Origin of the sequence: Blautia sp. HCN-1074 (assembly GCF_037890165.1) — a bacterium.
Taxonomy (GTDB): domain Bacteria; phylum Bacillota; class Clostridia; order Lachnospirales; family Lachnospiraceae; genus Blautia_A.
This window is the reverse complement of sequence record NZ_JBBKBP010000006.1, coordinates 157,837-172,739: the sequence shown is the minus strand read 5'-3', so window position 1 is coordinate 172,739 and position 14,903 is coordinate 157,837. Positions and strand designations below refer to the sequence as shown.

Genomic DNA, 14,903 nt, shown 5'->3' with positions numbered 1-14,903 from the left:
GTGTATGGACAGAGTATTATAAAGAATATTTTTTCAATAATTAATATTTTGTTGATTACATATTTGTTAATTGATAGAAAAAACAGTCAAAGTTACAGAAAGAAAAATTGGTATTCCTATGTTTTGTGTATTGGAAGTATATTTTTGGTGCGAGTAATGGAAAATGGAGTATCCATACATATTGCTTATAATTATATTACCATAGTGATAATTGCTATGTTTATAGGACATTTTTTATTTCAGCGTAATATGAAGTATTGTATTTTGATAGGTTGCATTTACTTATCCATTTCGTTATTAGGGCAATTATTAAGCTGCATTTTTCTGTATCCATATAGTGGAGATAGGATATTAGCTGAATTGCCAGGAATCTACCAAGTGGGTATGATGGTAATTGCGGAAGGTGTTATTATTGCCGGAAGTTTGGCATTAAAAAGAATTATAGAAAGAATTCCACCGTTCCTATCAAGCATTAATGTGATTACAATTCTTATCCCGCTATTTCTTAACATTATAGTTATGGCGGTATGTATCGATAACCTATATAACGATAAAGAGGTAATTATCGGTAATGTATGGTCGGTTATTACGATATTAATATTACCTATCGTTATGCTTTTAGGAACTGTCTGTAATATAGTAATTTTGGAGAACTACTTAAATGTAAAAAAAATCGAGAATGAAAAGAAACTTCAAATAAGCGAGATGAGTCTACAGTATGATTATTATATGAGGCAATCGAAAGATATGGAAAATATCCGTAGACTTTCTCATGATATAAAAAACCATTTGGAAGGCTTGAAAGAAAATGTAGAGCCAGATCAAAAAATAGAGTACATTAATGGTATTGAGCGTAAGCTAAATAAGTATCAAAGCTACTATAAATCAGGGAATACATTTATTGATAATCTACTTCATACGAAACGATTAGAGGCCATCGAAAAGGGAATTGAATTTAAGGCGTTTGTCGATTTTACAGAGTTTAAGCAGGTAAGGAACGAGGATTTATGCGTCATAATTTCTAATACAATAGATAATGCATTAAGAGAATGCCGGTTAATGAAAGAAGAAAATCCTACGGTAGAGTGTTTGGTACAACTAAAGGCTAAAAAAGTAAAAGGTTTCTTGTCAATTTTATGCGAAAATAGCCTAAGAGAATCACAAGTATGTTATTTGCGATACAATACAACAATGGAAACATCAAAAGAAGATAAGAAAAATCACGGTTTTGGTGTTAAAAATATTAAAAGTGTCGTGAAGGATTATGGGGGAGAAGTATCATTTAATGTTTTAGATGATATGTTTTCTGTTTCTGTGATTATTCCGATAGAAATATAGTGGAAAAGATGGTGCTTATGGAAAATAAGTGCCATTTTTTTAGTCCAGATAAGGCATAAAAAATACAAACTAAACAAATTTTATGTTTTTTCTTGAAGTAGGATATAAAATAAAGAAAAAAAGAAGAGGAGGCATGAGTATGCGAAAAAAAATGAAACTATTTATTGCCATGGTATCAGTGGGGGTCTTATTGGGAACTATACCAGTTATGGCAGCGGAACAGCCGGAACTTCCAACGAAAGTGCAGGATATTGCAAATGGTTCTGATGACCTCTATGGAGAAGGGGTTCCGATTGAGCATGGCGCAAATCCAGATGAAAGATTTTCGTCCGGTGGAGTAGATCACACACATCAGTATATAGTCGCAAATGCACTTAAAATTCTGAGTAATGATCAGGGCAATAGTGCATTTAATGGCGAATTGAATTCATCTATTCTTATGGAAGCAACTGACTGGCCGGATAAACTCGGAAATGAAACGGATGCAGGAACTTTTGCCGGACACTTTTATGATCCTGATTCTGGAAAAAACTGGTTGGGGCAAACATCCCCGACAGCTAGGACAAGAGCAGAGTCATATTTTCAGGAAGCAGTAAATGCGTATCGTGCAGGGGACGTACAATTGGCTATGTCAAATTTAGGAAAAGGCACACATTATGTGTCAGACTTAAATGAACCACACCATGCATCGAACCTAACAGCAGTAAACAGCAATCATTCTGCTTTTGAAAAATATGTAGATAAAAACCGTAAATCTTACACAATAGCAGGGAATTCGTTTAATTCTTCCGTATATACAACTGCATTAAATACATCAACGGGAGACTTGATGTATTCAGCAGCAAAGCATGCGAAAGGGCTTGCGGCGAATGCTCAAAATGAAAGTACCTATGATAGTGCAGGCAGGCGATCTGTTCAGCATGCCATACAGACGGTAACCCAATATATGTATAAATTTGGTAAAGAGGTAGGAATCTATTAATAAGATTTTTCAGGTCTTGGTATTAAGAATATCAAGACCTGTTTTTATGCCATTTAGACACTAAAATACGCAAAATAATCAAAATATATGGCGAAATAGGAGAATTTGATTAAAATTGTTTTTAGTATATTTAAGAAAGGAGTAGACAGATATGTATAATTTCACATTATATATGACAACAGATTGTAATTTTAAATGCCAGTATTGTTATGAAGACTACCATAACCATTATCAGTTGAATGAAAAAACACTTGTGGACTCTTTGGAGTTTATGATGAATTATGGGGATAGAGGGAAAGTCTTGATTGATTTTTTGGGCGGTGAGCCTTTGCTGAAGAAAGAGTTAATTTACCAGGCAGTAGCCTATATCAAAGATAATTATCCGGAAAGGGAAGTAAAGTATTATATTACTACCAATTGTTCCCTGATGGATGATCGGTTCATTGCATTTATGAAAGAAAATCGTTTTACAGTACGCCTTAGTTTTGATGGGAATAAGGAAACCCATGATTTGAACAGAGTTGCGAAAGATGAAGTTTCTTGCTATGACAAAATTTTTGAGAATATCATGAAGGTAAAGGATAGTGGATTGAATTTTTCTGTAAGAATGACGGTCACAGAAAATACCATTCCGTATATGTTCGAAAACATCTGTTACCTGCATGAGCATGGCTTGGATAACATCTGTATGATTATGGATGTATATTTAAAAATATCTGATGAACTGAAGGCAGAATTTGAAAAACAGGTGGGACAAATTTTGCAATACTATTTGGCTGAGGCAGCAGCGGGCAGAGTTTTTACTATAGATCAATTTGATGGAAAAATGTTTAATATGTTGTGTAACTTTGGAAACTGCTTTGGCATGTGCGATGCTGGAATTGGAAATTTCAAGATCTTTCCGAACGGTCAGATATACCCATGCGGATTTCTTACAAGTAATGAAAAATATTGTATAGGCAATATCAAGGAAGGTGTTGATATAAGAAAGGCAAAATTAATAGCAATGTCGAACTTTGATAAAACCGATCCGAAGTGCAAGGGATGCACAATCCGAGATTTTTGTCATGGTATGAAATGCGGATATATGAATTTTATCAATACAGGGAAGATTAATGTACCATCGGATGCAGAGTGTATTTTTGAACATATCTTTTATAAGGCAATGGTGCAGATTCTTGAATATTATTTACAGCAGCCGATTGAAATAGTTAGAGAAAAATTAGGAGTGTATATAGACTATATCCAGGAGGAAGATTTAAAATTCAGTGAGTTCGGAGAGAAGATTGCCAAGAGGTTAGGTGATGAAAGGTAAACAAAGTCGCCCATACCTTGGATTTTTAAAAGAGTATGCTTTTAGGAAAAAGCTACTACCTTCCTATATTTTAACGATAGCGATAATTGTGTTAACAGCGGGGGTTTCTTTGGTGCGTCCGGAGCTGCAGGGAAAAGTGATAGATGATTTGGGGAATCCGCATAGTACCAGTTTATCTGCGTTTATGTTCCTTCTAGCTGTGTTCTTGGGAATGTTGCTACTGAACTACCTTATGAATTATGTACAGCGTTATGTTGTGGCTGTCATATCGGAGGAGATAGCTGCAGATATGCGACAAAAGGTAGAAGATAAATTATCAACAGTAAGCGTGAATTTTTTTGAGAAGATAAAGCTAAGTGACATTTTGCTGAAAGTAGATAAAGATGTTTCAGCAGTGAAACAATGTGGAATTACAAGTATTATCACATTGGTTTCCAATATGGTTATCCTGGTGGTTGTTCCTCCATATATGTTTTCTATCCATAAGGGAATTGCCGTATCCAATATTATCTTACTTGTCAGCGTTCCTTTTATTAGTAGAATCCTGGGGAAATTGATACAGGAAACCAGTGGTCAAGTTCTGGAAGGATATAACAGTATTACCAGTGTTCTGACAAACACCTATGATAATTGGTTTATTACAAGACTCTTTCAATGTGGGCAATATGTACATGATCTGTATTTTGAGAAAAATCAGAAATATAAAAAAGAGACGAACAGTCAGAATTTGTTGTACATATTGAATACATCTACGATACTTGTAATTCAGTTTATGGGAACAGTCATAATTTGGGTAGTCGGTGCACAAGAAGTATTTAAAGGAAATATGACCATAGGTACCATTATGGCCTTGATGAATTACCAGACAATTATTATGAATCCTATTATTGGAATCGCACAGTTTGCTAACGAGTATCATACAGCCGTAGTTTCCTTAAAGGATATCAATGGTTTGCTTCAGTATCCGGATCAGAAACAAGGAGATGGAGAGAAAGTAACAACAGTTAACAACATTTCCTTAGAAGAGATGAGCTTTTCTTATACAGAGTCGAATAAGAAGGTATTTGACCGGCTCAATTTGAAGTTCGAAAAAGGCACTCTTTACGGAGTTCATGGAAAAAGTGGACAAGGCAAAAGCACTCTGTTCAAAATTATAACAGGTGTGTATCAACCGACAGAAGGAAAAGTAGTTGTGAATAACACAGATTTGCAGGAATTAGATATTAACAGCTATTGGAAAAATACAGGATATGTTATGCAGCGTACACAGTTCTTCAATGATACGGTAAGACGGAATATGGGATTACTACATATTGTTTCGGAGGAAGAAATGGATACAGTGGCAAAGTGCTTGGATTTGTATGATGAAATCCATACTTTAGAAATGGTATGGGATACCGAGATAAAGTTAGAACCATGCAATTTCTCAGAGGGACAAATGCGACGTTTGGATATTATGAGGAATATTTTGAAAAATTCACAAATTCTGATTTTTGATGAAGCCACTGCAAATATCGATGAAAAACGAAGAGGACGTTTTTATCAATTATTACATGAGCTATCAGGGGATAAAATTATTATTTTTTCTACGCACAATCTGGAAGAATTGCGAGAAGCAGATATTATTGTGGATTTGGAGAAGTTACATATAAGGTAGGTGAGTAAAAAGTGAGGATAGGTGTGTTGGATTCCAATGGATCCTTTGATAATCCTTTTTTTCAGGATAAGAAAATTGTAAAAATAGACTGCAAATGGAAAGACCAGGAATACACTAAAGATGCCTTTGGATTTACCCATGCGGAATATGTCTGTTCTTTTATTTTAAAGGAAAACCCAGAAGCTGAAATTATTTTGGTACCTATTGTAAGGAAGAACAAAAAGAGTACGGTTCTGGATATGATAGAAGGTATTGAATTACTGATAGAGGAACAGGTAGACATAATTAATATGAGTATAGGAGATGAGTACAAATATCACAAAGAAATAGAGGAAGTATGTAGAGCAGCTACAGAAAAGGGGATTTTGATTGTGGCAGCATACTCTAATCAGCAAGTAGAAGCAACCTATCCGGCTTCCTTCCCTTTTGTAATGGGAGTAAGATGCCTGGATATAGAGAATCCTTTACAGGTTCTCCAATATGATGGTACAGGAACGGATGTGATTTTTTCCTCTAAATTTTTTTCTCTTTATCATGTGGGCATCCCTAAATTTTATCAGGGCAATAGCTTTGGGTGTGCTGTAATAACAGGGTATCTAAGCAATTATGAGGATGAATATGAACAGGCAATTTTACAGTTTGTTCATAGCACTTTAAATGGATATTATCCATATCATACATTGAAGCAAAAACAGTGCTATTTTCTAACGAACCGTATAGAAGAACCTTTAGAGCAGCGTTTCATACGGGAAGTTACGAGAACAGAGAGATGCGATACTTTTGAAAGTGGAATGGAAAAATTGAGAAATATAAAAACAGCAGAGCAGTATCCGGTGCTATTTATTGATCACAACAATTATCAGGAAATATGTGAGTATAAAGATAGAATCAGGATATATGCCATGGAACATCCGAAGACAGAAATTGTTTTGCGATATCCCTTATTTAATATGGTGGAAAGATTGGATTTCCAGAAGAAAACAAATAGAAATCTGGACCAATTTACAGTTTAGGAGGCGAGAAAATGTATACACTGTCATTAGAGATAATAAATAAGTGCAATTTGAATTGTACTTACTGCTATCTGGGCGAAAAGAAAAATACATACATGAGTTTAGAAACGGCTCAAAAGGCAATCGATATTGCGGTCCATGAAGCAAATAAGCAGTATGATCGGACCCTTATGGTTTATTTTATTGGAGGGGAACCTCTTATGGCATTTAATCTGATGAAAGATGCGGTAGGTTATACGAAGAAAAAATGCCAGGAAACAAACTTAATATGCAAGTTCAGTACTACGATAAATGGAACGTTGGTTACAGATGAGATAATTGACTTTTTTGTGGAAAATACATTTGAGGTGAAAGTGAGTTTAGATGGTCCTGAGTATGTCCAGAATTTGAATAGGAGAGATTATGCAGGAAATGGAAGTTTTGAAAAAATTATGAAGAACCTTCCATTATTGAGAAAATATGAACAGGCTACAGGAAATCAGATTTCTATAGCCAGTGTCGTAACAAGTAATAACTATCAATATTATGCAGAGAGTTTCCAATTCTTGCTTGACTTAGGTATAAGAAAACTAGAATCAGGAATTGACCATTATTGCATGTGGAATGAAAATGACTTGCATGGTTTGAAAGAACAATTGGAACAGGTATTTTATTTATATAAGAATTATATTATTCAAACTAGACAAATGCTTTTTTGGAATTTATGGGAACAGCATGTAAAATCGTACTTATTTCCGTGTATGTTTTATGCTTGTAAAGCAGGGTTGGCAACTTGTTATGTAACGACCGATGGGGGGATTTATACTTGTAGCGAGTTACCAGAATTTAAAATTGGTACAGTAAAGGCAGGATTAGATGTACCAAGAATTAGAGAAATTGTTTATTTGAATGATAAGGTCGATTCGATGTGTGAAGGATGTGAATACATAAATCATTGTAAAACAAGAGGATGCCAGACTTCTAATTATGAAGTTAATAAGGATGTATATAGACCAATAGAGGTCAACTGCAAAGTGACAAAATGGATGTATAATTTGATAAAAGAAAACTTATCCGAAAAGCAACTAAATAATATGAAAGAAGAATATGAAAGGAGATATATTCGCCATGGAAAATAAAATGAATGATTTTATTAAGATTACAGAAGGAGAAAAAGTGGCTTTAATTGATCCGATAGGAAAAGTCTGCCTGGGGGTAAGTAAAAGATTTGCAGATAATTTGGATAAACCAGAGTTCCAGGAAAAGCTATATCCTGTATGGAAGCAGCAAACTGAATTTATAAAAAAAATAGAAAATAATCATGAGAAAATCAATACTGTATATTTGATGGTAACTAGAAAATGTAATATGAATTGTGAATTTTGTGCAATCAGTGCAAACGACAAATTGCATCCAGAAAATGAATTTAAGCTAGAGGATATACAGAATAAGGTGATTCCATTCTTTCAGGAAAACAAACCACATAAAATGATTATTACAGGTGGAGAACCATTGATTAAAGTTCAGATTGTGGAAATTGCAAAAGCATTAAGAAATGGATTGTCTTGTCCAATCACGTTGCAGAGTAATGGTCTTGCCCTTACTCTGGAATTAACAGAACAGTTGAAAGGGTATATAGATGAAATAGATTTTAGTACAATGCACATGTTCGGAACACCTGAAAAGGAGAAACAGTTAGTTGAACACATAGAGATGTGCCAGCAGGCAGGGATTAAGGTAGTGCTTAGTTTCATTTACGAAAAAACGAATGAAGCTGATATGTATAAATTGATTGACATTGCTGCGAAATATGATACAGATGTTCTTTTCAATATTGTTTCCCCGGTAGGACGGGCAAAGGATAATTCTGAAATACTGACAGATACGGAACGTATCGATATGAATCTGAAAATATTAAATTATATGCTTGGGAAGGGGTATGAGAACAAAAAGATTGCTAGAGGTTTCCACCAGAGAATTCAGGTAAGAGATTCTTGTGGAGGATATGGAAAAGTTATGGCAATTTACCCTGAAGGGGATATTTATATGTGCCAGTGTATGGAAAAATGCCAATTCAAAATGGGAAATATTATCAAAGATACTCCTCAGAAGATTTTGGTCAGGTTGGAAGAAATGATGAATACAGAAGAGATAAAGAAGACATTTTGTGTAACTTATAAGGAAATCTGTAGAGAATGCGACTATAGATATATATGTGGTGGTAGGTGTTTAGCTTCTGATGAACCATATGATTATCGTTGTATTTTTATAAAATCAATGTTGAAATATGTATTATTCTATTACAACGCCAAAGAAGATAAAAGAAAACAATTGGAACATTATAAACAATATTTAGAACAAGTAAAAGAGATTATAAATCAAGAAAAAAAAGAGTAAAATCCACATAGGTAAAAAAAGTGCAAAATAAACATAAAATATGGAAAACAATTATTAAAAATAATATTCTGAAAGAAAATATAACAATGTGTGGGAGGTGAACATTATGGAAGAAAGATATGAACTAAAGGAAGAGGAAGTTAATGTTTACACTGCTGAATGTGGTAAGATACAAGAATTTTGCCTACAGGATTGTATAGACGGAAGTGCTTGGTTAAGTATTGAATCTTGATTATTATATGGGAAATTAGTGAAACTAAAGCCTTCTGATTGAAAAATTAGAAGGCTTTAATTAAAAGACAAATTATGAAAATACATATTATTTGAAGGAAAGGATATAAATGGAATGAAGATTTTAGAGACAATTAAATTAAAAAAATATTACGGTCAAGAACCAAATGTTACCCGTGCATTGGATGGGGTCGATTTTTCAGTAGAAGAGGGAGAGTTTGTAGCGGTGGTAGGAACTTCTGGATCTGGTAAGTCCACCCTGCTTCACATGATGGGGGGGCTGGACACTCCAACCAGCGGAACCGTGATTGTTCGGGACAAAGAGCTGTCGAAAATGAACGATGAACAGCTTACCATCTTCCGCCGCCGCAATATCGGCTTTATCTTCCAGAACTATAACCTCGTTCCCATCCTGAATGTGTATGAGAATATTGTCCTGCCAGTGGAACTGGACGGGGACACGGTGGATCAGAAGTTTTTGGACGAAATCGTTCATCTGCTGGGGCTGGAAGATAAACTGAAAAATATGCCGAACAATCTTTCCGGCGGACAGCAACAGCGTGTGGCGATTGCACGTGCTCTGATTAGCAAACCGGCTATTGTGCTGGCCGATGAGCCGACTGGCAACCTTGACAGCAAGACCAGTGCTGAGGTGCTAGAGTTAATCAAGCGTACAAGTTCGGAGTTCCACCAGACCGTAGTCATGATTACCCACAACAACGACATTGCCCGCCTTGCAGATCGGATTATCCACATTGAGGACGGCAGGATTGTGCAATAAGGAGGTGACAGGTTATGACAGGGCCTTTTAAGAATGATAGCAGCACCATAGTAAAGCGCATATCAAATCGAAGTATATCGGCGAATCGAAAAAGAAATATCTTTATTGTTTTGACGATTGCACTTGCAAGCGCATTGCTATCTGCTATTGTTCTCTATGGTTTTGGGGTTATGCAGGAAACGCAGAACCGCAACCAAAAAACAGCACAGATTATGTATCATGCGATTTCTGAACAACAGGGACAGGAACTATACAAGCAAGAAGAAATTGCGTGGGTTGGGGAATTTTTTAACGCATTTTCTGAACAGGTAAACCATTCAACCGTGAATTTTACTTATGCAAATGCGGATATGCTAACATCCCAAAGTATGCCCTATTCGGGAGATTTACCAGCTTCGGAGGATGAAATTGTAGTACAGGAATCCTTTTTGGATAGTTTGGGCTATTCAAATGAATTGGGACAGACAATTCAAATCCCCTTTTCTGACGGCACTACCCATGATTTCAAATTGACGGGAATCTTAGATGTGAAAACTGGCGATATTGGGCGCTATACAGCTATTATATCGAAAGAATTAATAAGACAACAGTATGGCGACGAGGGCATGATTGATTATTACATTGGGCTGAATGGTGCTCAAAATATGAGCGAGGAAGAAGCCGCCAACTATGCAAACACTCTGGCACAGCAATTAAAAATTTCCGATGATAATGTGATTGTCCGTTCTACTTATTTCAACTTAAAGGACGAAAATAGTGGAAGTGATATGCTGTTCTATTTCTTGATTGGTTTTATAACTTTCATTGGTTCCGGCATTGTGATCTATTCGATTTTTTATATTTCAGTAGCAAGCAGTATCCGTAACTATGGACAGCTTCGCACAATCGGAACAACAAAACGACAGATTAAAAAGATGGTTTACCGCGAGGGAAAATTACTTGCTGCCATTGCTATCCCGATTGGTCTGGTTATTGGAAATGTGATTGGGTACTTTCTGGTTCCTGCCGGTTGGTACTGGCTGACTACTTTATGTGTGACGGTGGGGGTTGGTCTTTTTGCATTTATTATTGTGATGATTGCTATTCATACTCCTGTAAAAAAAGCTGCGGCAGTATCTCCGCTGGAAGCATTGCGATATTCCAATTATCAGGGGAAAATGAAAGAAAGTTCCGTGCTGCACCGTAAAATAACGCCTGCTTCACTTGCTAAAATGAATCTGTCCAGACAAAAGGCAAAGTCTACTTTAACAATATTTTCTCTCTCACTCGGCGGAGTATTGGTTGTATTGATTTCGACAATGTTAGCTTCCTATGATGGCGTTGCAGAAGCACGAGGCAGGGCTTTCCCTGTCGGTGAATTTAACATCCAGCTCAACGCAAATCAATCGTGGGACACCGCCGATATTTCTTTGTCTGGATTACAGCAAAAGAATTTTCTAAATGCCGATTTTGTAAATGCAGTAGAATCTATTGACGGCGTTACGGGAATCAAACGCTGGTATTACACGGACGCAGAATATCGTGTAAATGGTAATTCTGGAAATTGGATTCAGGGCTTTTGTCGGGATGAGCAGCAGAATTTGGAGAAAGAACGAATTGCAGGCACGATTGATTATGATGAACTGGTGGCAGGCAATGGAATTGTCTTGCTTCAAGAGCGTGCCGATCTCTATGATATTGAGGCTGCATTGGGTGATACCGTCGAAGTGAACTATAAAACCGAATCTGGCCAAATTCGTACAAAAACCTATACAGTCATGGGCATTGTGAAAGAATATTCGTATTCTGGCTTTTCAAAATGCTTTACGCTTCCAGAGCAGCTTATGAATGAAGCGACCGGGATAGATTGTACAGGTACTATTTCCGTAATTACGGACACGGAAAAATTCGATATGGTTGAAGCTGCATTAAATCAACTGATAGACAGAAATAGCGATTTGGTTATGGAAACCATAAAAGAAAGTATCACTTATTATAGTGGACTTCAACAACTTTCTTTTGGGGTGTTGTTGATAGTGGCTGTTATTGTTGTGTGCTTTTCTTTAATCAACCTTGTCAATACGACAATCACCAATTTCCTGTCCCGGAGACAGGAAATTGGAATGTTACAAGCGATTGGTTTGAGTAAAAAGCAACTTATCAAAATGCTGTGTTATGAGGGGGTGATTTATTCAGTTTTTGCTACGCTTGTAACATTGGTTTTGGGAATTGGACTGGGTTTTCTGTCCGTACAGGTAGTTGTGAAAACGATGAATCCATACTTTTATTATTCATTTCCGTGGCTAATCGTATTGATATATTTGGCTATTCTATTGGTGGTGCAGTTTATCTTGATTTCTTACACAATTGGAAATTTGAAAAAGCAATCTCTTGTTGAGCAAATCAGGACGATGGAATGAGATAGGATCGGCGGGGCGGCGTGTGCTACCCCGCTTTTTTTCGCCATTTCTCAAAGAAATTTTTGAAATGTCTGAGCGTTGTGATAATTCAGTCTGTTTTTCTGTTGAAATTAAAGCCACCTCGGATATTTATTGGAATTTTAATATTCAGGATACATAATCTAAAAAACATTAATTGAACAGGTGGTAGTAGAAGAATAAGGGATATTGAAAGGCAATGTCCAATTAGTAAATAAAAAGTGCGATTTATACAAGAAATATGGAAATAAATATATAAGTGCGATACGATAGACAAACAAAGGATAGCAAAGAAATTTGCGTTCAATGTAGTTATTAATTATGTTTTGCCTAGAGAGGAGGCTTATTTATGACAGAAAACAATGTAAATAACTTGTCTGAAGAAGAAGTTAATGTTTACGGTGACATAGACTATGGATGCGGAAAAGTACAGTTAAAATGTGTTACTGATTGTCCGTTTTCAACGCCGTGGATGACTGAAGATCATTAAAAATTTTTACAGTCGCAGAGTTTGGAGTAAAATTAAATTTGTTAGGGAGGTATAACCATGGAAGAACGTAAAACAAAAGAACTTACAACTGAAGAAGTAAATGTATATATCAAGGATTGTGGTGATATTAAGGTTCATTGTATGAATGATTGTCCAATTAATTCACCATGGATTTCAGAAGAGTATTAATGTTGTAGGTGAGAATAGAAATCACCTTAAATACTACGGCAAGATAAAATATGGCATAACATAGTTAATAGTGAAGATAAGGAGACTATTCCGTGCATAGTCAATAGTCTCCTTAATTTTAGAAGAAAAGATGAAAAATAAGAAAGTGGTATCCAACTAGGAAAAATAATAAAATAAGCAAGATATGTGACGAAAATGATTAGGAACAAGTATTATATGTATAAAAGTACGAGAGGTGTTATGAATGGAAGAAAAAAGAACGAATCCAGCAGAACTGACTGTGGAGGAAATTAATGTGTATACTGTAGACTGTGGAAATACGAGATATAGATGCATGCATGACTGCATTATGACAATGGATTGTTTGCTTACTTGTGTACAGTAATGTCGAAATGTTAACAGGGGCTGTGAAATAACAGTCTCTACGGAAAAAGAGGACCTTTCGTTCAAAATGAACGAAAGGTCCTCTTTTATGTTAAAATTAACTTGCGATGAAAATTTCAACTATAAATTATAATAATCCAAAACAAGGATATTTACCACTGTTTCTTTCAGATTGTTTGGATATGCTGGATCCTGTTTTAACATTTGACAGATTGATGGGAGGAATCGATTTAAATAAGTATCTGACAGATATTCCGGAGTACACAACTGGACGGCTCAGATATAATCCGGTCAACATGTTAAAAACAGTACTTTTCGGATTTATGATCAGCAGCTACTGCTCCCTGAGAGAACTGGAAGATAACTGCAAAGTCAATATCAGATTCATGTATCTCATGGATCACCAGACTCCATCATACCGAACCTTTGGATATTTCATCAACGAAGTCCTTCAGGATAAGATTGAAAACATTTTTAACGATATCAATCAAGCGATCTTCAACGAGGAGCATGTGGATTTGCAACATATCTACATCGATGGTTCCAAGTTTGAAGCAAACGCCAACAAATATACCTGGGTTTGGAAGAAGGCTACCGAAAAGTTCCGTTACAAGCTTTATGAAAAAATCACTGGGGAGATTGAGGAAATCAACAAAGAAATCGCATGGAGTGGAGTACAGATTTCAACGAATTCTGAGTATGTACCAGATTATCTGAATGAAATCATTGATCAGCTAAAGCTTTTATGGGATCTAGATATCAGTACCTTTGTTTACGGAAGCGGAAAGAGAAAATCCAAAGAGCAGCGTCATTATGAACATTTGACTGGTTTCTGTCAGAAACTTCAGGAATATATAGAAAGAATTGACATTTGCGGTCCTGATCGTAACAGCTATTCTAAAACAGATAAATCAGCTACCTTTATGCGCATTAAAACGGATTACATGGGCAATGATCAGCTTCTGCCGGCATACAATGTACAGATTGGTGTAGCAGATGAATATATCGCAGTTGTTGACGTGAACCATTATCGTTCCGATATGGACTGTTTCATTCCTTTGATGAAGCACTTCAAACAAACGTATGGCTTCTATCCCAAGTATCCTGTGGCAGATGCTGGCTACGGATCATATAACAACTATATTTTTTGCGAACAGAACGGAATGGAAAAGTATATGAAGTTTCCAATGTTTAAAAAGGAAACCAAGGAACGAAAGTATCATGAAGATCCCTTTCGTGCAGTTAATTTTAGAATTGATGAACAAGGTGTCATGAGATGTCCTAACGATAAAGCATTTCATCTTTTATACAGAAGAAGTGTGAGGGGAAATCAATACGGACGCAAGGAAGAACTGTATGAATGTGAAGATTGCAGTGGATGTCCATATGCAGAGAAATGTAAGAAAACAGCTAAAAATCGAACTGTTCGGATCAATCAGGAACTCACTGCAATGCATCAGGAAGTAATCGAAAACTTAGAAAGTATTCATGGTGCGCTGTTACGAATGAACCGTTCGATACAAGCAGAAGGCACTTTCGGAATCATGAAAAATGACCGTTGGTACAAGAGAATTGTCCGAAGAGGTATTAATTCGGTTAAACTAGAAGTTTTACTTGTGGCAATAGGACATAATCTATACAAATATCAGAACAAAAAGATGAGAAATAGAACTGCCGCATAGATTCAAAAAGAGAATCTCTATGGGGTAGGGGGAGTGTGCCTTTTCAGC

14 protein-coding genes are annotated in these 14,903 nt (G+C 36.0%); all 14 read left to right on the top strand.

Annotated elements, in window-relative coordinates; genetic code table 11:
- The 14 genes from WKT11_RS07690 to WKT11_RS07625 all read left to right on the top strand — a co-directional run bounded on the left by WKT11_RS07690 (position 1) and on the right by WKT11_RS07625 (position 14,855).
- On the top strand, positions 1–1,338 hold the full coding sequence (locus WKT11_RS07690) for a sensor histidine kinase (RefSeq protein ID WP_118064330.1): 1,338 nt from the start codon (positions 1–3) through the stop codon (positions 1,336–1,338).
- Positions 1,339–1,477: 139 nt separating this feature from the next.
- A complete protein-coding gene (locus WKT11_RS07685) occupies positions 1,478–2,320 on the top strand; it encodes a zinc dependent phospholipase C family protein (RefSeq protein ID WP_227190898.1) in 843 nt (280 codons plus the stop codon).
- A gap of 151 nt (positions 2,321–2,471) precedes the next feature.
- The gene (locus WKT11_RS07680; RefSeq protein ID WP_117942282.1) at positions 2,472–3,635 is read left to right on the top strand and encodes a radical SAM/SPASM domain-containing protein; all 1,164 of its coding nucleotides are present in this window, start codon (positions 2,472–2,474) and stop codon (positions 3,633–3,635) included.
- Complete coding sequence (locus WKT11_RS07675; protein ID WP_117942283.1) at positions 3,625–5,292, top strand: ABC transporter ATP-binding protein; 1,668 nt, start codon at positions 3,625–3,627, stop codon at positions 5,290–5,292. The genes WKT11_RS07680 and WKT11_RS07675 overlap by 11 nt, the downstream gene beginning before the upstream one ends.
- Before the next feature lie 11 nt (positions 5,293–5,303).
- Positions 5,304–6,305, top strand: coding sequence for a S8 family serine peptidase (locus tag WKT11_RS07670; protein WP_117942284.1), 1,002 nt, complete (start codon positions 5,304–5,306; stop codon positions 6,303–6,305).
- 11 nt (positions 6,306–6,316) lie between these two features.
- A complete protein-coding gene (locus tag WKT11_RS07665; RefSeq protein ID WP_117942285.1) occupies positions 6,317–7,423 on the top strand; it encodes a radical SAM protein in 1,107 nt (368 codons plus the stop codon).
- Positions 7,413–8,681, top strand: a complete 1,269-nt coding sequence (locus tag WKT11_RS07660) for a radical SAM/SPASM domain-containing protein (protein WP_227164643.1) — start codon at positions 7,413–7,415, stop codon at positions 8,679–8,681. Before WKT11_RS07665 ends, WKT11_RS07660 begins: the two co-directional genes overlap by 11 nt.
- Before the next feature lie 106 nt (positions 8,682–8,787).
- Positions 8,788–8,913 carry a hypothetical protein gene (locus WKT11_RS07655; RefSeq protein WP_255647045.1) on the top strand — a complete coding sequence of 42 codons (126 nt, stop codon included), beginning with the start codon at positions 8,788–8,790 and terminating at the stop codon, positions 8,911–8,913.
- Between the two features lie 114 nt (positions 8,914–9,027).
- On the top strand, positions 9,028–9,693 hold the full coding sequence (locus WKT11_RS07650) for an ABC transporter ATP-binding protein (RefSeq protein ID WP_117942287.1): 666 nt from the start codon (positions 9,028–9,030) through the stop codon (positions 9,691–9,693).
- A gap of 14 nt (positions 9,694–9,707) precedes the next feature.
- On the top strand, positions 9,708–12,092 hold the full coding sequence (locus WKT11_RS07645) for an ABC transporter permease (RefSeq protein ID WP_117942288.1): 2,385 nt from the start codon (positions 9,708–9,710) through the stop codon (positions 12,090–12,092).
- Positions 12,093–12,459: 367 nt separating this feature from the next.
- Positions 12,460–12,600, top strand: coding sequence for a hypothetical protein (locus tag WKT11_RS07640; protein WP_171026670.1), 141 nt, complete (start codon positions 12,460–12,462; stop codon positions 12,598–12,600).
- Between the two features lie 57 nt (positions 12,601–12,657).
- Entirely contained in the window at positions 12,658–12,789 is a 132-nt protein-coding gene (locus WKT11_RS07635) for a hypothetical protein (RefSeq protein WP_255647044.1), read from the top strand.
- Positions 12,790–13,033: 244 nt separating this feature from the next.
- The gene (locus WKT11_RS07630) at positions 13,034–13,174 is read left to right on the top strand and encodes a hypothetical protein (RefSeq protein WP_173903473.1); all 141 of its coding nucleotides are present in this window, start codon (positions 13,034–13,036) and stop codon (positions 13,172–13,174) included.
- A 106-nt stretch (positions 13,175–13,280) separates the two neighbouring features.
- Positions 13,281–14,855, top strand: coding sequence for an IS1182 family transposase (locus tag WKT11_RS07625; RefSeq protein ID WP_117942289.1), 1,575 nt, complete (start codon positions 13,281–13,283; stop codon positions 14,853–14,855).
- Positions 14,856–14,903: the final 48 nt, after the last annotated feature.

Coding starts and splice junctions, on each gene's coding strand:
- WKT11_RS07685 (WP_227190898.1), top strand. CDS start 1,478: ATGCGAAAAAAAATGAAACTATTTATTGCCATGGTATCAGTGGGGGTC.
- WKT11_RS07680 (WP_117942282.1), top strand. CDS start 2,472: ATGTATAATTTCACATTATATATGACAACAGATTGTAATTTTAAATGC.
- WKT11_RS07675 (WP_117942283.1), top strand. CDS start 3,625: ATGAAAGGTAAACAAAGTCGCCCATACCTTGGATTTTTAAAAGAGTAT.
- WKT11_RS07665 (WP_117942285.1), top strand. CDS start 6,317: ATGTATACACTGTCATTAGAGATAATAAATAAGTGCAATTTGAATTGT.
- WKT11_RS07660 (WP_227164643.1), top strand. CDS start 7,413: ATGGAAAATAAAATGAATGATTTTATTAAGATTACAGAAGGAGAAAAA.
- WKT11_RS07655 (WP_255647045.1), top strand. CDS start 8,788: ATGGAAGAAAGATATGAACTAAAGGAAGAGGAAGTTAATGTTTACACT.
- WKT11_RS07650 (WP_117942287.1), top strand. CDS start 9,028: ATGAAGATTTTAGAGACAATTAAATTAAAAAAATATTACGGTCAAGAA.
- WKT11_RS07645 (WP_117942288.1), top strand. CDS start 9,708: ATGACAGGGCCTTTTAAGAATGATAGCAGCACCATAGTAAAGCGCATA.
- WKT11_RS07640 (WP_171026670.1), top strand. CDS start 12,460: ATGACAGAAAACAATGTAAATAACTTGTCTGAAGAAGAAGTTAATGTT.
- WKT11_RS07635 (WP_255647044.1), top strand. CDS start 12,658: ATGGAAGAACGTAAAACAAAAGAACTTACAACTGAAGAAGTAAATGTA.
- WKT11_RS07630 (WP_173903473.1), top strand. CDS start 13,034: ATGGAAGAAAAAAGAACGAATCCAGCAGAACTGACTGTGGAGGAAATT.
- WKT11_RS07625 (WP_117942289.1), top strand. CDS start 13,281: ATGAAAATTTCAACTATAAATTATAATAATCCAAAACAAGGATATTTA.